We start from the raw sequence: 22,265 nt of genomic DNA on the forward strand, positions 1-22,265 counted from the left end.
GATTGTCTGATAAATTGTTAAAGAGCAGTGAGTTAGGCGCTTTCGCTTGCTAACTCGAGGTGGCGTATATTACGCTTTCCTCTTTCAGAGTCAACCCTAATTTTCAGGATTTTTTCTCTGCGACCCCCGGATACTCTGTGAAGTTGTTCACATGTTCCGTGTCGATGGAGGCGCATTATAGGGAGTTCCTCGCAGGCCGCAACAGGTATTTTCCGCAAAAACGATCGTTCGCTGCATTCCACAGCAAAACCCCGCCTTATACCCACTTGCACACAGTGTTATCCACAGATGCGATTTGCACGGAAAATTTACGAGCGCCACGCAAACGTTTTCGCTACAATTCCCCGCGGCGAAACGATCCCCCTTTTTATGGGGGCGTTACCTGAATATGCGCCTGCCCCTCCCTTTATAAGGCAAAAACCTTTCCTTATAGAGAAAACGAGGTGGACATTCACGTAACGCTCTTTAATTGCGACTCAAAGCCAAGGGATAAAACCATGCAACAACCTCGTCCAATCCGCCGGGCCCTGCTCAGCGTGTCTGACAAAGCCGGTATCGTTGAATTCGCCGAAGCGCTTTCCCAGCGCGGCGTTGAACTGCTCTCCACCGGCGGTACCGCTCGCCTGCTGGCAGACGCCGGTCTGCCCGTTACCGAAGTTTCCGACTACACCGGCTTCCCGGAGATGATGGACGGACGAGTAAAGACCCTGCACCCGAAAGTTCACGGCGGTATTCTCGGCCGCCGCGGGCAGGACGACGCCATCATGACTCAGCATGACATCCAGCCTATCGACATGGTGGTCGTCAATCTGTACCCGTTCGCCCAAACCGTGGCGCGCCCGGATTGCTCGCTGGAAGACGCGGTCGAGAATATCGATATCGGCGGCCCGACCATGGTGCGCTCCGCCGCCAAGAACCATAAAGACGTCGCCATCGTGGTGAAGAGCAGCGACTACGCCGCCATCATTACCGAGATGGACAACAACGACGGCTCGCTGCGCTATGCCACCCGCTTCGATCTCGCCATCAAGGCCTTCGAGCACACCGCCGCCTACGACAGCATGATCGCCAACTACTTCGGCGCGCTGGTGCCGGCGTACCACGGCGAGACCGAGCAGCCGTCCGGCCGCTTCCCGCGCACCCTGAACCTCAACTACATCAAGAAGCAGGATATGCGCTACGGTGAGAACAGCCACCAGCAGGCCGCCTTCTATATAGAAGAAGAGGTAAAGGAAGCGTCCGTCGCGACCGCCGAGCAGCTGCAGGGCAAGGCGCTGTCTTATAACAACATCGCCGATACCGACGCCGCGCTGGAATGCGTGAAAGAGTTCGCCGAGCCGGCCTGCGTGATCGTCAAACACGCCAACCCTTGCGGCGTGGCGATCGGCGACGACATCCTGGCCGCCTACGAGCGCGCTTACCAAACCGACCCGACCTCCGCCTTTGGCGGCATCATCGCCTTTAACCGCGAGCTGGATGCCGCCACCGCGCAGGCGATCATCAGCCGCCAGTTCGTGGAAGTGATCATCGCGCCAAACGTCACCCAGGAAGCGCGCTCCCTGCTGGCCGCCAAGCAGAACGTGCGCGTGCTGGCCTGCGGCCAGTGGCAGCAACGTGTGGCGGGGCTGGACTTCAAGCGCGTCAACGGCGGCCTGCTGGTGCAGGATCGCGATCTGGGCATGGTAACCGCCGCCGATCTGCGTGTGGTATCCGAGCGTCAGCCGACCGAACAGGAACTGCGCGACGCGCTGTTCTGCTGGAAAGTGGCCAAGTTCGTGAAATCCAACGCCATCGTCTATGCACGTGACAACATGACCATCGGCATAGGCGCCGGCCAGATGAGCCGCGTTTACTCCGCCAAGATCGCCGGCATCAAAGCGGGTGATGAAGGGCTGGAAGTGAAAGGGTCTGCCATGGCCTCCGACGCCTTCTTCCCGTTCCGCGACGGCATCGATGCCGCGGCGGCGGTCGGCATCACCTGCGTGATCCAGCCGGGCGGCTCGATCCGCGACGACGAAGTGATCGCCGCCGCCAACGAACACGGCATCGCCATGATCTTTACCGACATGCGTCACTTCCGCCATTAATTCCTTTTGCCGCGTGCGCTCCGGCGCACGCCATTCGTGGAGCCCCTGATGAACATTTTGATTATCGGCAACGGCGGGCGCGAGCACGCGCTGGCCTGGAAAGCCGCCCAGTCTCCGCTGGCGGACAAAGTCTACGTTGCGCCGGGCAATGCCGGCACCGCGCTGGAAGCCAATCTGGAAAACGTGGCGATCGCCGCCACCGACATCCCTGCCCTGGTCGCTTTCGCCCAGAGCCATGACATCGGTCTGACTATCGTCGGGCCGGAAGCGCCGCTGGTGATCGGCGTGGTCGATGCCTTCCAGGCCGCCGGTTTGAAAATCTTCGGCCCGTCACAGGCCGCCGCGCAGCTCGAAGGCTCCAAAGCCTTCACCAAGGATTTCCTGGCGCGCCACCGCATCCCGACCGCCGAATATGAAAACTTTACCGAGGTGGAGCCGGCGCTGGCCTATGTGCGCCGCAAAGGTGCACCGATCGTCATCAAGGCCGATGGCCTGGCGGCCGGTAAAGGCGTGATCGTCGCGATGACGCTGCAGGAAGCGGAAGAGGCGGTGCGAGACATGCTGGCCGGCAATGCCTTCGGCGACGCCGGTCATCGCATCGTGGTGGAAGAGTTCCTCGACGGCGAAGAAGCCAGCTTCATCGTGATGGTCGACGGCGAGAACGTGGTGCCAATGGCCACCAGCCAGGACCACAAACGCGTCGGCGACGGCGACACCGGCCCGAACACCGGCGGCATGGGGGCTTACTCCCCGGCGCCGGTCGTGACCGACGAAATCCACCGGCGCGCCATGGATCAGGTGATCTGGCCGACGGTGCGCGGCATGGCGGCGGAAGGCAACACCTACGTCGGCTTCCTGTACGCCGGCCTGATGATCGCCGCCGATGGCCAGCCGAAGGTGATCGAATTCAACTGTCGTTTTGGCGATCCCGAAACCCAGCCGATCATGCTGCGCCTGCGCTCCGATCTGGTGGAGCTGTGCCTGGCGGGTGCCGAAGGCCGCCTGAACGAGAAAAGCTCCGACTGGGACGAACGCCCTGCGCTCGGGGTGGTGCTGGCGGCCGGCGGTTATCCGGGCGACTATCGCAACGGCGAAGTGATCCAGGGATTGCCGCAGCAGGAAAGCGCCGACGGCAAGGTCTTCCACGCCGGTACACGCCTGCAGGGCGATGATGTCGTCACCAGCGGCGGCCGCGTGCTGTGCGTAACGGCGCTGGGCGACACCGTGGCGCAGGCGCAGCAACGCGCCTACCAGCTGGCGGAAGGCATTCAGTGGCCGGGCAGCTTCTGCCGCAAAGATATCGGTTATCGCGCGATTGCGCGCGGCAAGTGATTTGGCCGTCTAAGGTCATGATGGGAGGCTCCGCAGCGCGGGGCCTTTTTTACAGCTGGTCTTCTTTCGGTTCCCAGCTGCAGAAGTCGTCGTTCGCCACCAGCAGCAGTTCGCTGCCTTCGGGCGCTTCCAGCCAGGCGACGCTCACCGGCCGGCTACTGCTGCGGGCGCGTTTCTCGATCCAAACGATGGAGGCGGCATCCAGCCCCGGTTTCATGCGTTGGCCGTCGCAGGTTTGCACCTCGCCCTGCATCCAGCGCCCCTGCAGCAATTTCACCTTGCCGGCGCGCAGCGCATTGCTCACTTCAAGGATCCGCCGCGCCTGATATTGGTACAGAGCGATTTCATCGCTGGTCAACGGTTCGCGGCGTGTCGCCAACTGGCGCTGCATAAAGCTCACCGTGCCGTCGTCGGCAAAGCGCAGTTGAATGGAATCTCGATCGCCGTCGGCGTCGTTGCGTTTGATTTGGCGCAGCACGTCGCCCTGATAGGTGTACAGCGTGGTGATGGTACCCGGACCACGGTAAGGGCTGTAGACGCTGACCAACACCTGCGGACGATGTTGCTCATCGTCTTTACGCCACAGGCGTATCACACCCTGATCGGCCACGAAGCCGCTGGCGGTAAAGCTGGGGATATCGGAATGGAAACTGCAGGCGCTCAGGCCGACGGCGATGCCAACGGCCATGAGCGCCCGACGAGCAAACAAAAGGGGCGCCATCGCCCCCCTGTTTATTCTTTTCACCGAGGCGCGGTCTTATTTAACAGCGTCTTTCAGTGCTTTGCCAGAAACGAACGCAGGCACGTTGGCTGCTGCGATTTTGATTTCTTTGCCAGTCTGTGGGTTGCGGCCAGTGCGCTCGCTACGATGGTTTACTTTGAAAGTACCGAAGCCAACCAATTGTACTGCATCACCTTCTTTCAGAGACTCAGTAATAGCAGCCAGGGTGGATTCCAGAGCCAGTTTAGCTTGTGCTTTGGAAAGGTCAGCCTTGTCCGCGATTACATCAATCAGTTGAGTCTTGTTCATAAGTTATCCTTACAGTGTGTTTATCGTTTGCAAAGCATCGAGTGCGACGGATATGCCGATTGACAGCACTCTCCTGCATACACGCACCGATAGCCACTTTTTTTACGCCCCCCAAATGTAGACCAGACAGGGTGCGGATGTGAAGCCTTAAGGCATGACAAATCAGGCGTTAAATCACGTTTTGTTGCCTTATTGCGCTAAATTTATCCCGATGTTGCTGACACCGGCCTCTCGCAGGTCGGATCGCAGCCCCTTGATCAGGTCTATATCGCGCTCTTCACAGGCGTCCAACAGGCGGAAAATTTCCCATTGAATGTCCCATTCTTCCTCTACCGCAGGCAAACTTTCCAACTCTTCGTCGGTCATTTCCTTACCGGCTTGGGTCATTTCCAACATCGCCACGGTGCGAATCGATGTTTCGCTGATGGCAATGGCGTGCTCCAGCGTCTCCCCGCCGAGCCGCGAATGGATCAGTTCCCCTAATGCGATACAGGCATCAATTGCCGGGTAAACGCCGTAAAGATCGTAATCTTCCGCCGACGGAATCGCCTCTTCCAACTTCTCGAGCTGGCTGTCGAAGTTGACCTTGGCGTCCTTCACCACCAGCGTTTCCCACACCAAATCCAGAATGCGGCGATAAACCGCCGGATCGCCGAACTCGGTCTGTTTGCAGAACATCTGGTAATTCGGGTACATACGCTCGCACAAACTGGCCATAAAGGTCAAATGTTGCCAGGCCTCGAGCCGTTCCAGACGTAAATGAATCGGGTTACGTAGCATGCTTTACTCTCTTACGCGTTATCTGCGGCGCAGTGTACCCGAAATCGCTCATGGCGACACCTCCGGATGCTGCTGCAACCAACGCTGAAACGCCGGACGGCGCGACGCGATGGCGTCGGCCCAGCGGGTCGGCTCCGGTAAACGGTAGCCCGCCATACAACGTTGCACCCACGCCAGCGCACTGTCGGCGCCCACGCGATGCCCGGTAGAGATGAACAGCGGGTTGCAACGCGCCTTGCTGCGCCACACCCAGCCCAGCGGTTCACCCTTATCTTCCAGCGGCGCCAGCGCGCCGACGGCGGCGTCCAGCGGCGCGAATTTGCCGCACAGGCGCTTCTTGGCCACGCCGATGGTCGGCACATCGACCAGCAGGCCGAAATGGCTGGCGACGCCGAGACGCCGCGGATGCGAAATGCCATGCCCATCGACGAAGATCAGCCCCGGTTTCTGCTGCAGCTGCCCCCAGGCGGCCAACAGCGCCGGGTATTCGCGAAACGACAGGAAGCCCGGGATGTAGGGCATGACGGTGGCGATGCGCGCCACCTGATACTCCACCAGTTCCAGCGACGGATAGCGCAGGATGGCGATGGCGGCGCGCGTCACCGCCCCCTCCTGCTCGAAGCCCACGTCGGCGCCGGCGATGAAGGCCGGCGGTTCGGCCGGCAGATCGTCGTAGCGAATGACTTCAGCCGCGCGCCGCAGCTGTTCGGCGCGCAGGGCCGCCATATCGGTCACATCGAATCCTTAACGGTGGTATTTCGCCGAGTGCGCGTGCACCGCCTCGACGAAGGCGCCGGCGTGCTCCGGGGGCACATCCTGATGGATGCCGTGGCCCAGGTTGAACACATGGCCGTTGCCGTGGCCGAAACCGGCCAGAATGGTCTCCACTTCTTCCGCGATGCGCGCCGGAGAGGCATAAAGCATCGACGGATCCATATTGCCCTGCAGCGCCACTTTGTCGCCCACGCGCCGACGCGCGTCGGCGATGTCGGTGGTCCAATCCAGCCCCAGCGCATCGCAGCCGGTGGCGGCCATCGCCTCCAGCCACTGCCCGCCGCCTTTGGTGAACAGCGTCACCGGCACGCGGCGGCCGTCGTTTTCACGCAGCAGCCCGTCGACGATCTTGTGCATGTAGTGCAAAGAGAACTCGCGGTAATCGCGCCCGGTCAGCACGCCGCCCCAGGTGTCGAACACCATCACCGACTGCGCGCCGGCCTTGATCTGGGCATTGAGGTACAGGATCACGCTGTCCGCCAGCTTGTCCAGCAACAGGTGCAGCGTGGCCGGTTCGGCATACATCATCTTCTTCAGCTTGGTGAAGGCTTTGCTGCTGCCGCCTTCGACCATATAAGTCGCCAGCGTCCACGGGCTGCCGGAGAAGCCGATCAGCGGCACTTCGCCCTTCAGCTCGCGGCGAATGGTGCGCACCGCGTTCATCACATAGCCCAGCTCCACTTCCGGATCGAACACCGGCAGCTTGTCGACGTCGGCGCGGCAGGTAACGGGGGAGCTGAAACGCGGGCCTTCGCCGGCTTCAAAGTACAGGCCGAGCCCCATGGCGTCGGGAATGGTGAGAATGTCGGAGAACAGGATGGCGGCGTCCAGCGCATAGCGGCGCAGCGGCTGCAGCGTGACCTCGCAGGCCAGCTCCGCGTTCTTGCACAGCGACATGAAATCACCGGCCTGGGCGCGGGTCGCCTTGTACTCCGGTAAATAACGACCGGCCTGGCGCATCATCCATACGGGGGTCACATCCACCGGCTGGCGCAACAGCGCGCGCAGGTAGCGATCGTTCTTCAACTCAGTCATTTATGGGGCTCCCTTAATAATCTGCCGGCCATTGTACATTATTCTGCCCGGCACAGCGCCACGGTGTCCTCAATCAACCGGCGCGCCACGGTACCGGGCGGCGGCAACAGCGGCAGCTGGTCGTAGCGATACCAGCCGGCGTTGAGCAGCTCCTTGGGATCGTGACGAATTTCCCCCTGATGGTAATCGGCCATAAAGGCCATCATCAGCGAGTGCGGGAACGGCCAGGGTTGTGAAGTGACGTAGCGCAGGTTCTTGATTTCGATATTGCTCTCTTCCATCACTTCGCGCGCTACCGCCTGCTCCAGCGTTTCGCCCACTTCGACGAAGCCGGCCAGCACCGTGTGGATACCGCCGCGATGGCGCACGTGTTGCGCCAGCAGGATCTGATCCTCACGCCGAATGGCGACGATCACGCAGGGTGCAATCTGCGGATAGTAGCGCTCTTTGCAGTGGCCACACAGGCAGGCGCTCTCGCTGCGGCTGAGGTGCATCTCATGGCCGCAGTAGCCGCAATAGCGATGTGAACGGTAGAAATCCGCCAGCTGCACGCCGCGCCCGGCAAGCTGAAACAGACCGCGATCCAGATCCAACAGCTGACGCACCGAGCCCATCTCCCGCGGCATCGCCTGGCGCACCAGCCAAACCGGCGCACCCGCCCACTCACCGATGGTGCGCGCCATGTGGCCCTGCAGCCCGAGGGCGGCGGCCGTCCCCGACGGCAATTCACCGTTCGGTAACCAAAGTTTGCTTTCATGGCTGACGATCCACCAGCCGTTTTCATTGCCCGTTAATGCAAGTTCCATATCGTTGTTGCACAACCTCAGCTTCACTGGCACTCTACGAATCGGCTTTGTTACATTTTAATAACTTACCGGTTACTTTTATTACTTACACGGAGTCAAACATGCTCAACCGTTTGGAAAGGCTGACTCAGCGCGTTGGCGGTAGTAATGAATTAGTTGATCAATGGCTTCAGGCCCGCAAGCAGTTGCTGGTCGCCTACTGCACGCTGGTAGGCCTCAAACCGAATAAAGAAAAGCATACGCCGCTGAATGAAAAAGCGCTGGAGAACTTTTGCCACAACCTGGTGGATTACCTCTCCGCAGGGCATTTTCATATCTATGACAGAATTATCAAACAAGTGGAAGGCGCAGCCAGTCCGAAAATGTCGCTGGCGGTGAACATCTACCCCAAGCTGTGGGCCAATACCGAACAGATCATGGCGTTCCACGATCGCTATACCGAAGTGGATATCGATCAGGAGATTTGTCTGGAATTCCACCAGGCCTTGTCGGATATCGGCGAAACGCTGGCGGCGCGCTTTGCGCTGGAAGATAAGCTGATCCTGCTGGAGGCGGAAGCCGCGCAGCAACCGCTGCCGGACCAGGCGCTGGATCCGGCGCGTTAAAATTTTATAGTTTTTTTTCTTATCCCTCCTATACTGGGGGGCATCTTGTCGGAGTGCCTAGCGCCTGATTTGTTCATCGAATCAGCCAGGCTGAGACCGTTAATTCGGGATCCGCGGAACCTGATCGGGTTAATACCCGCGAAGGGAACAAGAGTAATCTATCGCCACAGGCACGGCCTTCCCCTTGCGGGCGCCCTGCCTTATCGGCCACCATCATTACTCCCTCCGAGCTCCAGACAAGCAACTTTCCCAACCCAACACACTGGTAGGAACTTGCTATGTCTAACGTTAATCCACCGCGCGCCCGTAAAGCGCAACGCGAAGCCGCCCAGCAGTTTATCGACACCCTGCAAGGCATGGCTTTCCCGAACTCACGCCGTATCTATCTGCAAGGCTCGCGCAGCGATATCCAGGTGCCGATGCGCGAAATTCAGCTCAGCCCGACCCTGCTCGGCGGCAGCAAAGACAACCCGCAGTATGAACCCAACGAGGCGATCCCGGTGTATGACACCGCCGGCCCCTACGGCGATCCGCAGGCCAAGCTCGACGTGCACGCCGGTCTCGCCAAACTGCGCGCCGGCTGGATCGACGCGCGCGGCGATACCGCCACCCTCAGCGGCGCCAGCTCCGGCTTCACCCAACAGCGGCTGGCGGACGAGGGGCTGGATCATCTGCGCTTCGAACATCTGCCGCTGCCGCGCAAGGCGCTGCCGGGCAGGCGCGTGACCCAGCTGCACTATGCCCGCGCCGGCATCGTCACCCCGGAGATGGAGTTCATCGCCATCCGTGAAAACATGGGGCGCGAGCGCATTCGCGGCGAGGTGCTGCGCCACCAGCACCCGGGCCAGAGCTGGGGCGCCAACCTGCCGGACAACATCACGCCGGAGTTCGTACGCCAGGAAGTGGCCGCCGGCCGCGCCATCATTCCCGCCAACATCAACCATCCGGAGGCGGAGCCGATGATCATCGGCCGCAATTTCCTGGTGAAGGTGAACGCCAATATCGGCAACTCGGCGGTCACGTCGTCGATCGAAGAAGAGGTGGAGAAGCTGGTGTGGTCCACCCGCTGGGGCGCGGACACCGTGATGGATCTCTCTACCGGCCGCTATATTCACGAAACCCGCGAGTGGATCCTGCGCAACAGCCCGGTGCCCATCGGCACCGTGCCGATCTACCAGGCGCTGGAGAAGGTCAACGGCGTGGCGGAAAACCTCACCTGGGAGATGTTCCGCGATACGCTGCTGGAACAGGCGGAGCAAGGGGTCGACTACTTCACCATCCACGCCGGCGTGCTGCTGCGCTACGTGCCAATGACCGCCAAACGCCTGACCGGCATCGTGTCGCGCGGCGGCTCGATCATGGCCAAATGGTGTCTATCGCACCATCAGGAAAACTTCCTCTATCAGCATTTCCGTGAAATCTGTGAGATCTGCGCCGCCTACGACGTTTCGCTGTCGCTCGGCGACGGCCTGCGCCCCGGCTCGATTCAGGACGCCAACGACGAAGCCCAGTTCGCCGAGCTGCATACGCTGGGCGAGCTGACCAAAATCGCCTGGGAATACGACGTGCAGGTGATGATCGAAGGCCCGGGCCACGTGCCGATGCAGATGATCCGCCGCAACATGACCGAAGAGCTGGAACACTGCCACGAAGCGCCGTTCTACACCCTCGGCCCGCTGACCACCGATATCGCCCCGGGCTATGACCATTTCACCTCCGGCATCGGCGCGGCAATGATCGGCTGGTTCGGCTGCGCCATGTTGTGTTACGTCACGCCGAAAGAACACCTCGGCCTGCCGAACAAAGAGGACGTCAAGCAGGGCCTGATCACCTACAAGATCGCCGCTCACGCCGCCGATCTGGCCAAAGGCCATCCGGGTGCGCAGATCCGCGATAACGCCATGTCCAAGGCGCGTTTCGAATTCCGCTGGGAAGATCAGTTCAATCTGGCGCTCGATCCGGCCACCGCCCGCGCCTATCACGACGAAACCCTGCCGCAGGAGTCCGGCAAGGTCGCCCACTTCTGCTCGATGTGCGGGCCGAAATTCTGCTCGATGAAAATTTCGCAGGAGGTGCGCGACTACGCCGCCGCCCAGGAGGCCGCCAAGCCGATCGAAGTGCAGCTGACCGGCATGGAGAAAATGTCCGCCGAGTTCCGCGCCCGCGGCAGCGAGCTGTATCACAGCGCCGGCACCCTGCAAGAGGAGACAAGCAATGACTGATATCACGACCCCCTTCCCGGCTACGCCCCACAAACTGGGGCTTTACCCGGTCGTCGACAGCGTGGAATGGATCGCTCGCCTGCTGGAGGCCGGCGTCACCACCATCCAGCTGCGCATCAAGGATCTGCCTGACGAGCAGGTCGAAGCGGATATCGCCGCCGCCATCGCGCTGGGCCAGCGTTATCAGGCGCGGCTGTTCATCAACGACTACTGGCGGCTGGCGATCAAGCACGGCGCTTACGGCGTGCATCTGGGCCAAGAGGATCTCGATACTACCGATCTGGCGGCCATTCACCGCGCCGGGCTGCGGCTGGGCGTGTCCACCCATGACGACGCGGAGCTGGCGCGCGCGCTGGCGGTGAAACCTTCCTACATCGCGCTGGGGCACATCTTCCCCACCCAAACCAAAGACATGCCTTCGGCGCCGCAGGGGCTGGCGGAGTTGAAACGCCACATCGCCGGCCTGGCGGATTACCCGACGGTGGCGATCGGCGGGATCAGCATCGATCGCGTACCGGCAGTGCTGGCGTGCGGCGTCGGCAGCGTGGCGGTGGTCAGCGCCATCACCCAAGCGCCGGACTGGCGCGCGGCGACGGCCGAGCTATTGCGGCTGATCGAAGGCGAGGATCCGAACGATGCTTAACGATCAGGAATTCCTGCGCTACAGCCGCCAGCTGCTGCTGGAGGACGTCGGCCCGGAAGGCCAGGAGAAACTCAAGCGCGCCACGGTGCTGATCGTCGGTTTGGGCGGGCTCGGTTCCCCGGCTTCGCTGTATCTGGCCGCCGCCGGCGTCGGCACGCTGCTGCTGGCCGACGACGACCAGCTGCATGTCACCAACCTGCAGCGGCAAATCCTCTACCGCAGCGCCGATACCGCCACCGGCAAGGCGGCGCTGGCGCAACGCCACCTGCAGGCGCTGAACCCGTTGGTGGAATCCATCCCGCTGGCGCAGCGGCTGCTGGGGCAAGCGCTGCGCGACGCGGTCGCCCGCGCCGATCTGGTGCTGGACTGCTGCGACAATATGGCGACCCGTCATGAGGTCAATGCCGCCTGCATCGCCGCCGCCAAGCCGCTGATCAGCGGCAGCGCGGTCGGTTTCAGCGGCCAGTTGCTGGTGCTCGAGCCGCCCTATGCGCACGGCTGCTACGCCTGCCTGTACCCGGAGCAGGAAGAGCCGCAGCGCAACTGCCGCACCGCCGGGGTGCTCGGCCCGGTGGTGGGCGTGATCGGCACTCTGCAAGCGCTGGAAGCCATCAAGATGTTGGCCGGTATGCCTTCCTCCCTCAGCGGCAAGCTGCGGCTGTTCGACGGCAAGCAGCAGAGCTGGAGCACGCTGCAACTGAGCCAGGCCCGCGCCTGCCCGGTATGCGGAGGCGCGGCATGAAGATCCGTCTGAACGACCAACCGCTGGAGCTGGCGCAGCCGCTCAGCGTCGCCGCCCTGCTGACCCAGCTGGAACGCCACCAGCCGGGCACCGCGCTGGCGATCAACCAAACCATCATCCCGCGCGCCGACTGGGCCGACCATCAGGTGCAGGACGGTGACGACATTTTGCTGTTTCAAGCGATCGCCGGAGGCTGACATGCTGAAAATCGCCGATACCACTTTTACCTCGCGCCTGTTCACCGGCACCGGCAAGTTCGCCACCCCGGCGTTGATGCTGGAGGCGCTGGCGGCCTCCGGCTCACAGCTGGTGACCATGGCCATGAAGCGCGTCGATCTGCGCGGCGGCAACGACGCCATTTTGGCGCCGCTGCAGCGGCTGGGCGTAAGGCTATTGCCCAACACCTCCGGCGCCAAAACGGCCGCCGAAGCGGTGTTCGCCGCCCGGCTGGCGCGCGAAGCGCTCGGCACCCACTGGGTGAAGCTGGAGATCCATCCCGATGTGAAATACCTGCTGCCGGATCCGATAGAAACGTTGAAGGCGGCGGAAACGCTGGTGAAAGACGGTTTTGTGGTGCTGCCCTACTGCGGCGCCGATCCGGTGCTGTGCAAACGGCTGGAAGAGGTGGGTTGCGCGGCGGTGATGCCGCTCGGCGCCCCTATCGGCTCCAACCGCGGTCTGCGCACCCGTGACTTCCTCGAGATCATCATCGAGCAGGCCAAGGTGCCGGTGGTGGTCGACGCCGGCATCGGCGCGCCGAGCCACGCGCTGGAAGCGATGGAGCTGGGCGCCGACGCGGTGCTGGTGAATACCGCCATCGCCGTGGCGCGCGACCCGGTGCAAATGGCACGGGCGTTTCGCCTGGCGCTGGAGGCCGGCGAGCTGGCGCGCAGCGCCGGATTGGGTGCCAGCCAGCGCGGTGCGGCCGCCTCCAGCCCGCTGACCGCCTTCCTCAGCCAACCAGAGGAGACGCAGTGATGGCCGACGATTTCAGTAGCCGCTGGCAACAGCTGGATTGGGACGACATTACGCTGCACATCAACGGCAAAACCGCACGCGACGTGGAACGCGCGTTGACCGCCGACAAGCTGACGCGCAACGACTTTATGGCGCTGATCTCCCCCGCCGCCGCGCCGTATCTGGAACCGCTGGCGCAGCGCGCGCAGCAGCTGACCCGTCAGCGCTTCGGCAACGTCGTCAGCTTCTATGTGCCGCTGTACCTTTCTAACCTGTGCGCCAACGACTGCACCTACTGCGGCTTTTCGATGAGCAACCGCATCAAGCGCAAAACGCTGGACGCGGCGGAGATCGCACGCGAGTGCGAAGCCATCAAGGCGCTGGGGTTCGAGCACCTGTTGCTGGTCACCGGCGAACATCAGAGCAAGGTTGGCATGGACTATTTCCGTCAGCACATTCCGGCGATCCGCCGCCACTTCAGCTCGCTGATGATGGAAGTGCAGCCGCTGGCGCAGGACGAGTACGCCGAACTGAAAGCGCTGGGCCTGGACGGCGTGCTGGTGTATCAGGAAACCTACCATCCGGCCACCTATCTGCAGCACCATCTGCGCGGGCAGAAGCAGGATTTTCATTGGCGCCTGGCCACGCCGGATCGCCTGGGGCGCGCCGGGATCGACAAGATCGGCCTCGGTGCGTTGATCGGCCTGTCCAACAGCTGGCGCACCGACTGCTACCTGCTGGCGGAACATCTGTTCTACCTGCAGCAAACCTACTGGCAGAGCCGCTACTCGATCTCGTTCCCGCGTCTGCGCCCCTGCACCGGCGGCATTGAGCCGGCGTCGATCATGAGCGAGCCTCAGTTGGTGCAGCTGATCTGCGCCTTCCGGCTGTTCGCGCCGGACGTTGAGCTGTCGCTGTCTACGCGTGAGTCGCCGTACTTCCGCGATCACATGATCCCGGTGGCGATCAACAGCGTCAGCGCCGGATCCAAGACGCAGCCCGGCGGCTATGCCGACGACGTGCCGCCGGAGTTGGAACAGTTCGAGCCGCACGACGGCCGCACGCCACAGCAGGTCGCCGAGGCCATCAGCAACGCCGGGCTGCAGCCGGTGTGGAAAGACTGGGACGGTTATCTGGGACGCAGCACGCAATAAGCGGCAACGTTTACCGCCGCGTGAAGAAAACGCTGGAGCGGCCGCGCAATGCCGAACGCCGGCGCTGGCGCCGGTAACCTCCCCGGCTATAGTGACCTTGCCGACCGCCAAACCCGGCGTCGGCCGGGGCCGTCACCCTCTCGATGGCCCCGCCTTATCCCATCCCGGATCGCGCCGGAGATTCTCTTGCGCGACGCCGGGCCCTCGTCCGCGGCAACGCGCATATGGCGTATCGCGGCCGGTAAGGGCGTACGGGCAGATTGCCTTGTCGGCTAATGGGCAGTCAGAAAGATGGCATAACGATGTGCGGCACTCACTCAGGAGTGATACTCATAGAGCGCTGTGGCGGCAGAAAAGTGGGAACGAGGATAAGAAGGTACAGCGACGAAGAGAGATTCGAGTGGTCATCCCCGGTGCTGCCATTGGCCCTGGTGTTGGCCGCGGATCTTTTTGCCGCCTGCTCCCTGCTTACGGACAAGAGCAGGCGGTTTATTTTGTGAGACTGGCACCCCCCCAGGACGCGAATCACACAGTATGTGCGCTAATTAACCATACAAACGATTAAATGTGAATGTCTTTTGAGTGTTTTTTTATTTAGCATCGAGTGTATTTTGAGTTTGACAAGCAAAATCAAACTGATATCGCTGCAACCCCCAGTCATCATCTATAATCCAGCACGGGTCCTCGCGCAGGTTTTTCAGCGCTCGCGGTCAACATCAAAAAAAGCCAAGGTTGTCATGAAGAAAACGCCAAATTACATCGATGCAATCAGCGCGTTGCTCACTCTGAAAGGAGTTGGCGACAGAAAGCATGCCTCCACGATGGCCAACATACTGAACCTTCAGTACAACAGCGCCAAACAGAAGCTGGATGGCAAAAGAGGCATCACCCTCGATGAAGTCAAAAAGGTATTTCAGTACTTCAACGAGCCGTTTGCCGGCCAAAGGACGCATAACGCCGTCTTTATCATGAACAGCATTCACAAGCGCTGCAATATTGAGGTTGACGAGCGCCCGGTCACGCAAGCGGACAACGACGAAACCTACGCCTGCAAAAAAGACGATCTTTTCATCATCAACACCAATCGGGAACATGCCGCCGAGGCTCCGCTGTACAAAGTCAACAAGATAGACTTTCTGCCGGCCCCGCGTATCGCTATCCTGGACAATGATGGGGATATTCTCGAACTGTTGAAGAAGATCGCCAGCCGATACGGCATCGAGACTGAGACCTTTCAGACGGCGGACGCCATGCTGGCCGCGCTGGAACAGCAGTCCTTTGAGGCGTTTATTCTGGACTGGCTGTTGGATTTCGGCGAGACCTCCGAACGCGTTGTGAAGAAAATTAAAGACGCCCTCGATCCGCACGCCCGCATCATCATTCTGACCGGCCAGCTGAATCACTACGAGAAAAACATCGGCGATATGATCCTGCACTATGACGTACATCTGGTGGAAAAACCGACCAAGCCGCTGATTATCTCCTCGCTGCTGCTGTCGAACCTATTCTTTAATTAGTTTGACCGGGATGCGGATCAAAAACGATGAGCCCACTCCTTCGACGGATTTGGCTTTAATGGTACCTTTCATCGTCGTGACGTAATTTTTGATAATGGTCAGCCCCAGCCCCAACCCCTGCCGCGTTTCCCTTTCCACCCCCTGATTGAACGCCTTATACAACCGATCCAGATTTTTAACGTTAAACCCGATGCCGGTGTCTTTTACTCGCAAATACAGATTGCCGTGACATACCTTCACGTTAAGGGTTATCGCGCCACGGTGGGTAAATTTGTCCGCGTTGCTGAGCAGGTTGGCCAATATTCGGTAGAGCTTGTATTTATCAGAACCAATCAGGCCGGCATAAGACGAACGGTGAATCACGAGGCGATTGCCGCGCCCGGCGCCGATGCCGGTTACGGCATCGTCCACCACCTCATTCAGCCGGAAGGTGGAAATATTGATTTTGACTTCCCCCATCTCAAGCCGCGAATAATCCATCACCTCGCGCGTTTGTTCGGCGATCTTATTGCCGTGATAGGAGATCAGGCGGGCTTCTTTTTTCAACTCTTCCTGCGCCAGCTCGTGCTCCATGATATCCGCGGCAATGACGATGGTCTGAGTCGAGCCGGCGATCTCGTGGTAGATGGAAGAGATAAAGATGTTCTTGTTCTTGATGATCTCTTTTAACGAGAAGGCATTTCTCAGCACCAGGAACATCATCAGAAACACCAAAATCAACGAAAAGAGGGCGAACATCTCGGCTTTACTCGAATTCTCCTGGATGATGCCTTTCACTTCGGTAAAGTTTTTAATCTGTATCCGATAAATAATTTCCTGGATATCGACCAGCGTGCCCTCGATATCATCCATATAAGAGAGAATGTCCGCCTTGTTTTTCTGCCCCACCAGCAAGCCGGCGGAGAGATCGTCCAACGTGCGGTACTGCTGCTTCAGCAGCGCAACATTCTTGATGAACTCGTCGTCGTAATAAAAAGAGTCGCTGAAGGTCGAACGGCTCTCCAGGATCTGAATCTTCGAGTAGAAGATTTTCTTTTTGATCTGGAAGGCGTCGTAGTCGTTGTTTTCACTGAGCAGCAGCGCGGTTTTGGTTCTTTCAAACGCCAGAAAGAGGATCTCGGCCACCGAGTAGTTGTCCAGATTGGGCTCGATCTGCTTATAGCGTTCTTTTACGCCGCCGAAGTTAATGGCAATCAACAAAATCAATAAGGAGAAGATGGCAACCAACGCGATAAGAGTACCGATCAGTTTTTTGCTCATCTTATTTCAGCTCCAACCGTTTAACTTGCCAGACGGTTTTCGCGTTCACATCCAGGTTATTCAGCTCGGCGTAGCTATCGCGCGGATAAATAATGGCGAACGGCCCCAGTTCCCCAACGTCGATCGGCTTGCCGCCGCGCTGATAGGCGACGATCACGCGGTATTTAGTCATCTCGTCAATCGGCATCGAATAGGAGTAATCATCCCAGGCGAAAGCGCGCACCGACTGGCCTTTCAGATGATAGGCTTTCACCAGCTCCGCAAGCTCAACGCCGGTGAACGTATCTTCCGGGGTGAAATTGGTCGAGGTTTTAATCGTGTGCGACGGCATCGCCTCCAGCATCTGCCGGGTTATCTTGATCTTCTCGCCGTCGAGCGGCTTCAGGTAAAAATAGTCAACGGCCGCATACAGCGGCGCGCTGAACAGCGAAAGCAGCAGTAACGTCATCAATCCGTTGATTTTCATCAGTCACCCTCTTTGCGTTTCACCAGTTCGACCTGGCCGAATTCATCCTGCCCGACCACGGCCCAGCCGTGATGTTGATAAAAGCCTTCGGCTTTGGAGCCGGGATCGGTGGTTAAGTGGATCGCTTCGGCGCCGTGTTCAAACATCCAGTGAGTGATCCGTGCCAGCAAGGCGGAGCCGATCCCCTTCGACTGGTATTCCGGCTTCACGAACAGGCCGCCGATCAGCGGTTCAGGGATGAATAGCCCGAAGCCAACGCCGGCATAGTCGTCGCCATGCTTGCAGATCCAGCCGCCGCCCTGGTTGATGTCCTCCAGCGCCTGTTTGCGCTGCAGATACTGGATCTGATGCGGATGCAGCAGGTTTTCCTCAACGGAAAAGCGGATCTCATACAGGTAAGGCAGGTGTTGCGCCGTCAATTTTTCGAAGGTAATGAGGCTGTCCATGTTCGCACTGTCCTTGGTTGTCAGGTAAAAAGCGCCGGTCAATTTCTGCTGTAACCATAGTAGCAAAGTTTGCTCTGCCCCGGCATGAGGCGAAAAAAAACCGCCCCCGAGGGGGCGGTTTATCTGGCGATGGGCCCGGCATGCCGGGCCCGCGGCGCGGATGACGATTACTCGTCGTCGCTGCCGCCCAGGCCTGCGTTGAGCAGCTCGGCCAGGTTAGCCGTCGCTTCTTCCGCGCTGACTTGCGGAACAACCGGCGCTTCACCCTGAGCACGGCGACGCATGCGATCCTGATGATAAGCGTAACCGGTACCGGCTGGGATCAGACGGCCCACGATGACGTTCTCTTTCAGGCCACGCAGTTCATCACGCTTGCCGGCTACGGCAGCTTCGGTCAGAACGCGCGTCGTTTCCTGGAACGATGCGGCGGAGATGAAGGACTCGGTCGCCAAGGAAGCCTTGGTGATACCCAGCAGATCGCGCGAGAAGGTTGCCGGGATCTTACCTTCAGCTTCCAGCTGACGGTTGGCAATCTTGACGCGAGACACTTCAGCCTGCTCGCCTTCCAGGAACTCGGAGCCACCAGCGCTAACGATAGTGCCTTTACGCAGCATCTGACGAACGATAACTTCGATGTGCTTATCGTTAATCTTAACGCCTTGCAGACGGTAAACTTCCTGCACTTCGTTGGTGATGTAGCGGGTAACCGCATGCACGCCACGCAGACGCAGAATGTCGTGCGGAGACTCTGGGCCGTCGGATACGACGTCGCCACGTTCCACCACTTCGCCTTCGAACACGTTAAGCTGACGCCATTTCGGAATCATCTCTTCGTAAGCGTCGCTGCCGTCCAGCGGAGAGATCACCAGGCGACGTTTGCCTTTGGTCTCTTTACCGAACGAGATAATCCCGCTGATTTCAGCCAGGATTGCCGGCTCTTTCGGACGACGTGCTTCGAACAGGTCGGCAACGCGCGGCAGACCACCGGTAATATCCTTGGTACCGCCGGATTCCTGAGGAATACGCGCCAGGGTATCACCCGCACCGATCTGAATGCCGTCTTCCAGCTGAACGATCGCTTTGCCCGGCAGGAAGTATTGAGCAGGCATATCGGTGCCTGGGATCAATACATCTTCGCCCTGAGCGTCAACGATTTTCAGTGCCGGACGCAGGTCTTTACCGCTACCGGTACGCTCTGCGCTGTCCAGAACTACCAGAGAAGACAAACCGGTCAGTTCGTCGGTCTGGCGAGTAATGGTCTGGCCGTCGACCATGTCCGCGAAGCGAATGAAGCCGCTGACTTCACTGATGACCGGCATGGTGTGCGGATCCCAGTTAGCAACGGTTTCGCCGCCGTTAACTTCTTCACCGTCGCCTTTGCCCATCACGGCACCGTAAGGCACCTTGTAGCTTTCTTTGGTACGGCCGAATTCGTCGATCAGTTTCAGTTCGGTGTTACGCGAGGTGATCACCAGCTTGCCCGCAGCGTTCATAACGAACTTCGCGTTGCTCAGCTTGATGCTACCCTTGTTTTTCACCTGGATGCTGGATTCAGCAGCCGCACGAGATGCCGCACCACCGATGTGGAACGTACGCATCGTCAGCTGTGTACCCGGCTCACCGATGGACTGTGCCGCGATAACGCCGATGGCTTCACCTTTGTTGATGATGTGGCCACGTGCCAGGTCGCGACCATAGCAGTTTGCGCACACACCAAAGTCGGTTTCACAGCTCACCACGGAACGGACTTTAACGCTGTCGACAGAGTTCTCTTCCAACAGGTCACACGCCTTCTCGTTCAGCAGGGTGTTGCGTGGCACCAGAATGTCCGCCGTACCCGGCTTGAGGACGTCTTCTGCCGTCACACGGCCCAGAACGCGTTCACGCAGCGGCTCTTTCACGTCGCCACCTTCGATAACCGGAGTCATCAGGATGCCGTCGTGGGTGCCACAGTCGTCTTCGGTCACAACCAGATCCTGCGCCACGTCAACCAGACGACGGGTCAGATAACCGGAGTTCGCGGTTTTCAGTGCGGTATCCGCCAGACCTTTACGAGCACCGTGGGTGGAGATGAAGTACTGGAGTACGTTCAGACCTTCACGGAAGTTCGCGGTGATTGGCGTTTCGATGATGGAGCCGTCCGGCTTCGCCATCAGACCACGCATACCGGCCAGCTGACGAATCTGAGCGGCGGAACCACGCGCACCGGAGTCGGCCATCATAAAGATGCTGTTGAAGGAAACTTGCTGTTCCACTTCGCCGTCACGGTTAACCACGTCTTCTACCGACAGGTTTTCCATCATCGCTTTCGCAACGCGTTCGTTCGCTGCAGCCCAGATATCGATCACTTTGTTGTAGCGTTCGCCGGCGGTAACCAGACCAGACTGGAACTGCTCCTGGATCTCGGCAACTTCGGTTTCCGCTTCTTCGATGATCTCCGCTTTCTTGGCCGGGATAACCATGTCGTCGATACCTACGGAAGCGCCGGAACGGGCTGCGTAAGCAAAACCGGTGTACATGATCTGGTCAGCAAAGATAACGGTCGGCTTCAGACCCAGGATGCGGTAACAGGTGTTCAGCATCTTGGAGATCGCTTTCTTGCCCAAAGGCTGGTTAACGATCGCGTACGGCAGACCTTTCGGTACGATCATCCACAGGATGGCGCGGCCGATGGTGGTGTCGATGATGCTGGTCTGAGAAGTCCATTCGCCTTCGGCGTTTTTGACGTCTTCGGTGATACGCACTTTAACGCGCGCATGCAGAGACGCCAGGCCGGCGCGGTAAACACGCTCAGCTTCTTTGGAACCGTTCAGCACCATGCCTTCGCCCTTGGCGTTAACACAGTCGCGGGTCATGTAGTACAGACCCAGTACAACGTCCTGAGAAGGAACGATGATTGGCTCGCCGTTCGCAGGGGACAGGATGTTGTTGGTGGACATCATCAGCGCACGCGCTTCCAGCTGGGCTTCCAGCGTCAGCGGTACGTGAACGGCCATCTGGTCACCATCGAAGTCGGCGTTATAGGCCGCACAAACCAGCGGGTGCAGCTGGATCGCTTTACCTTCGATCAGAACCGGTTCAAACGCCTGGATACCCAAACGGTGCAGGGTTGGTGCACGGTTCAGCAGTACCGGGTGTTCGCGGATCACTTCGTCCAGGATATCCCAAACGACGGCTTCTTCACGCTCAACCATTTTCTTGGCGGCTTTGATGGTGGTGGCCAGGCCACGCAGCTCCAACTTGCCGTAGATGAACGGTTTGAACAGCTCCAGCGCCATCTTTTTAGGCAGACCGCACTGATGCAGACGCAGGTATGGACCTACGGTGATTACGGAACGGCCGGAGTAGTCAACGCGTTTACCGAGCAGGTTCTGACGGAAACGACCCTGCTTACCTTTGATCATGTCGGCCAAAGATTTCAGAGGACGCTTGTTGGAACCGGTGATGGCACGACCGCGACGGCCGTTATCCAGCAGGGCGTCTACCGCTTCTTGCAGCATACGCTTTTCGTTGCGCACGATGATGTCCGGCGCAGCCAGATCCAGCAGGCGTTTCAGACGGTTGTTACGGTTGATCACGCGGCGATACAGATCGTTCAGATCCGAGGTCGCGAAACGACCGCCATCCAGCGGAACCAGAGGACGCAGATCCGGCGGCAGTACCGGCAGCACGGTCAGGATCATCCACTCCGGTTTGTTACCGGACTGCACGAACGCTTCCAGCAGCTTGATACGCTTGGTCAGCTTCTTGCGCTTGGTTTCGGAGTTGGTTTCGTTCAGCTCTTCACGCAGCTGCTCGCACTCGGCTTCCAGATCCATGTTTTTCAACAGGGCCTGAATAGCTTCCGCACCCATCTTGGCGTCGAATTCGTCACCGAACTCTTCCAGCGCGTCCAGATACTGCTCTTCAGTCAGGATCTGACGACGCTCGAGGTTGGTCATACCGCCTTCGACCACCACATAGGATTCGAAGTACAGTACGCGTTCGATGTCACGCAGCGGCATATCCAGCAGCAAACCGATGCGGGATGGCAGCGATTTCAGGAACCAGATGTGCGCGGTCGGCGAAGCCAGCTCGATGTGGCCCATGCGCTCACGACGCACTTTGGTCTGGGTCACTTCAACGCCGCACTTCTCACAGATCACGCCGCGGTGTTTCAAGCGCTTGTACTTACCGCACAGGCACTCGTAATCTTTTACCGGCCCGAAGATACGGGCGCAGAAAAGGCCGTCACGCTCTGGTTTGAACGTACGGTAGTTAATGGTTTCCGGCTTCTTAACTTCACCGAACGACCACGAACGGATCATGTCTGGCGAGGCCAGAGCAATCTTGATCGCATCAAACTCTTCGGTCTTAGTTTGCGCTTTCAGAAACTTCAATAAGTCTTTCACGGATTGGCTCCTGTCGGA

20 protein-coding genes and 1 riboswitch are annotated in these 22,265 nt (G+C 59.5%); of the genes, 10 read left to right on the top strand and 10 right to left on the bottom strand.

The genetic code is table 11. The features are described 5' to 3' along the window. Positions 1-497: 497 nt before the first annotated feature. Together purH and purD are read left to right on the top strand one after the other, a co-directional pair. The gene (gene purH, locus ACJ8IM_RS24775; protein ID WP_101455725.1) at positions 498-2,087 is read left to right on the top strand and encodes a bifunctional phosphoribosylaminoimidazolecarboxamide formyltransferase/IMP cyclohydrolase; all 1,590 of its coding nucleotides are present in this window, start codon (positions 498-500) and stop codon (positions 2,085-2,087) included. A 48-nt stretch (positions 2,088-2,135) separates the two neighbouring features. Further along, positions 2,136-3,419, top strand: coding sequence for a phosphoribosylamine--glycine ligase (gene purD, locus ACJ8IM_RS24780; protein ID WP_033636738.1), 1,284 nt, complete (start codon positions 2,136-2,138; stop codon positions 3,417-3,419). 49 nt (positions 3,420-3,468) lie between these two features. Here the strand turns inward: purD and ACJ8IM_RS24785 are convergent, their stop codons facing one another. The 6 genes from ACJ8IM_RS24785 to nudC form a co-directional block, all read right to left on the bottom strand. Next, a complete protein-coding gene (locus tag ACJ8IM_RS24785; RefSeq protein ID WP_079656126.1) occupies positions 3,469-4,140 on the bottom strand; it encodes a DUF1481 domain-containing protein in 672 nt (223 codons plus the stop codon). A 36-nt stretch (positions 4,141-4,176) separates the two neighbouring features. Then, a complete protein-coding gene (hupA, locus tag ACJ8IM_RS24790; protein ID WP_004929874.1) occupies positions 4,177-4,449 on the bottom strand; it encodes a nucleoid-associated protein HU-alpha in 273 nt (90 codons plus the stop codon). A 189-nt stretch (positions 4,450-4,638) separates the two neighbouring features. Continuing rightward, on the bottom strand, positions 4,639-5,229 hold the full coding sequence (locus tag ACJ8IM_RS24795) for a YjaG family protein (protein WP_025160203.1): 591 nt from the start codon (positions 5,227-5,229) through the stop codon (positions 4,639-4,641). Between the two features lie 48 nt (positions 5,230-5,277). Continuing rightward, the gene (gene nfi / locus ACJ8IM_RS24800) at positions 5,278-5,964 is read right to left on the bottom strand and encodes a deoxyribonuclease V (RefSeq protein ID WP_033655325.1); all 687 of its coding nucleotides are present in this window, start codon (positions 5,962-5,964) and stop codon (positions 5,278-5,280) included. Between the two features lie 9 nt (positions 5,965-5,973). After that, positions 5,974-7,038 carry a uroporphyrinogen decarboxylase gene (gene hemE, locus ACJ8IM_RS24805; RefSeq protein WP_033636735.1) on the bottom strand — a complete coding sequence of 355 codons (1,065 nt, stop codon included), beginning with the start codon at positions 7,036-7,038 and terminating at the stop codon, positions 5,974-5,976. A gap of 38 nt (positions 7,039-7,076) precedes the next feature. Then, a complete protein-coding gene (gene nudC / locus ACJ8IM_RS24810) occupies positions 7,077-7,844 on the bottom strand; it encodes an NAD(+) diphosphatase (protein WP_033655326.1) in 768 nt (255 codons plus the stop codon). 101 nt (positions 7,845-7,945) lie between these two features. Here nudC and ACJ8IM_RS24815 point away from each other — a divergent pair, with 101 nt between their 5' ends. The 8 genes from ACJ8IM_RS24815 to ACJ8IM_RS24850 all read left to right on the top strand — a co-directional run bounded on the left by ACJ8IM_RS24815 (position 7,946) and on the right by ACJ8IM_RS24850 (position 15,684). Then, complete coding sequence (locus tag ACJ8IM_RS24815) at positions 7,946-8,449, top strand: Rsd/AlgQ family anti-sigma factor (protein ID WP_033655324.1); 504 nt, start codon at positions 7,946-7,948, stop codon at positions 8,447-8,449. A 39-nt stretch (positions 8,450-8,488) separates the two neighbouring features. After that, positions 8,489-8,613: riboswitch (TPP riboswitch) on the top strand. 114 nt (positions 8,614-8,727) lie between these two features. Continuing rightward, complete coding sequence (gene thiC, locus ACJ8IM_RS24820) at positions 8,728-10,671, top strand: phosphomethylpyrimidine synthase ThiC (RefSeq protein WP_033649986.1); 1,944 nt, start codon at positions 8,728-8,730, stop codon at positions 10,669-10,671. Next, the gene (gene thiE, locus ACJ8IM_RS24825) at positions 10,664-11,314 is read left to right on the top strand and encodes a thiamine phosphate synthase (RefSeq protein ID WP_033655322.1); all 651 of its coding nucleotides are present in this window, start codon (positions 10,664-10,666) and stop codon (positions 11,312-11,314) included. The genes thiC and thiE overlap by 8 nt, the downstream gene beginning before the upstream one ends. Then, positions 11,307-12,056, top strand: coding sequence for a HesA/MoeB/ThiF family protein (locus ACJ8IM_RS24830; RefSeq protein WP_101455724.1), 750 nt, complete (start codon positions 11,307-11,309; stop codon positions 12,054-12,056). Before thiE ends, ACJ8IM_RS24830 begins: the two co-directional genes overlap by 8 nt. Next, a complete protein-coding gene (gene thiS, locus ACJ8IM_RS24835; protein WP_016929423.1) occupies positions 12,053-12,253 on the top strand; it encodes a sulfur carrier protein ThiS in 201 nt (66 codons plus the stop codon). The genes ACJ8IM_RS24830 and thiS overlap by 4 nt, the downstream gene beginning before the upstream one ends. 1 nt (position 12,254) lies before the next feature. Continuing rightward, the gene (locus ACJ8IM_RS24840) at positions 12,255-13,034 is read left to right on the top strand and encodes a thiazole synthase (protein WP_060431316.1); all 780 of its coding nucleotides are present in this window, start codon (positions 12,255-12,257) and stop codon (positions 13,032-13,034) included. Further along, the gene (thiH, locus tag ACJ8IM_RS24845; protein WP_308317570.1) at positions 13,034-14,167 is read left to right on the top strand and encodes a 2-iminoacetate synthase ThiH; all 1,134 of its coding nucleotides are present in this window, start codon (positions 13,034-13,036) and stop codon (positions 14,165-14,167) included. Before ACJ8IM_RS24840 ends, thiH begins: the two co-directional genes overlap by 1 nt. 737 nt (positions 14,168-14,904) lie before the next feature. Beyond that, positions 14,905-15,684: a helix-turn-helix domain-containing protein gene (locus ACJ8IM_RS24850; protein ID WP_033636724.1), complete on the top strand. Its 780-nt coding sequence runs from the start codon at positions 14,905-14,907 to the stop codon at positions 15,682-15,684. Here ACJ8IM_RS24850 and ACJ8IM_RS24855 read toward each other — a convergent pair. The 4 genes from ACJ8IM_RS24855 to rpoC all read right to left on the bottom strand — a co-directional run bounded on the left by ACJ8IM_RS24855 (position 15,670) and on the right by rpoC (position 22,247). Then, complete coding sequence (locus tag ACJ8IM_RS24855) at positions 15,670-16,944, bottom strand: sensor histidine kinase (protein ID WP_101455722.1); 1,275 nt, start codon at positions 16,942-16,944, stop codon at positions 15,670-15,672. The genes ACJ8IM_RS24850 and ACJ8IM_RS24855 overlap by 15 nt on opposite strands. Position 16,945: 1 nt before the next feature. Continuing rightward, the gene (locus tag ACJ8IM_RS24860) at positions 16,946-17,410 is read right to left on the bottom strand and encodes an oxidoreductase (RefSeq protein WP_033655328.1); all 465 of its coding nucleotides are present in this window, start codon (positions 17,408-17,410) and stop codon (positions 16,946-16,948) included. Beyond that, complete coding sequence (locus ACJ8IM_RS24865) at positions 17,410-17,856, bottom strand: GNAT family N-acetyltransferase (RefSeq protein ID WP_033655330.1); 447 nt, start codon at positions 17,854-17,856, stop codon at positions 17,410-17,412. The genes ACJ8IM_RS24860 and ACJ8IM_RS24865 overlap by 1 nt, the downstream gene beginning before the upstream one ends. Positions 17,857-18,023: 167 nt before the next feature. Then, positions 18,024-22,247 carry a DNA-directed RNA polymerase subunit beta' gene (rpoC, locus tag ACJ8IM_RS24870; RefSeq protein ID WP_021505232.1) on the bottom strand — a complete coding sequence of 1,408 codons (4,224 nt, stop codon included), beginning with the start codon at positions 22,245-22,247 and terminating at the stop codon, positions 18,024-18,026. Between the last annotated feature and the right edge of the window lie 18 nt (positions 22,248-22,265).

This window comes from Serratia sp. CY33525 (genome assembly GCF_052169115.1).
Classification (GTDB): Bacteria; Pseudomonadota; Gammaproteobacteria; order Enterobacterales; family Enterobacteriaceae; genus Serratia; species Serratia sarumanii.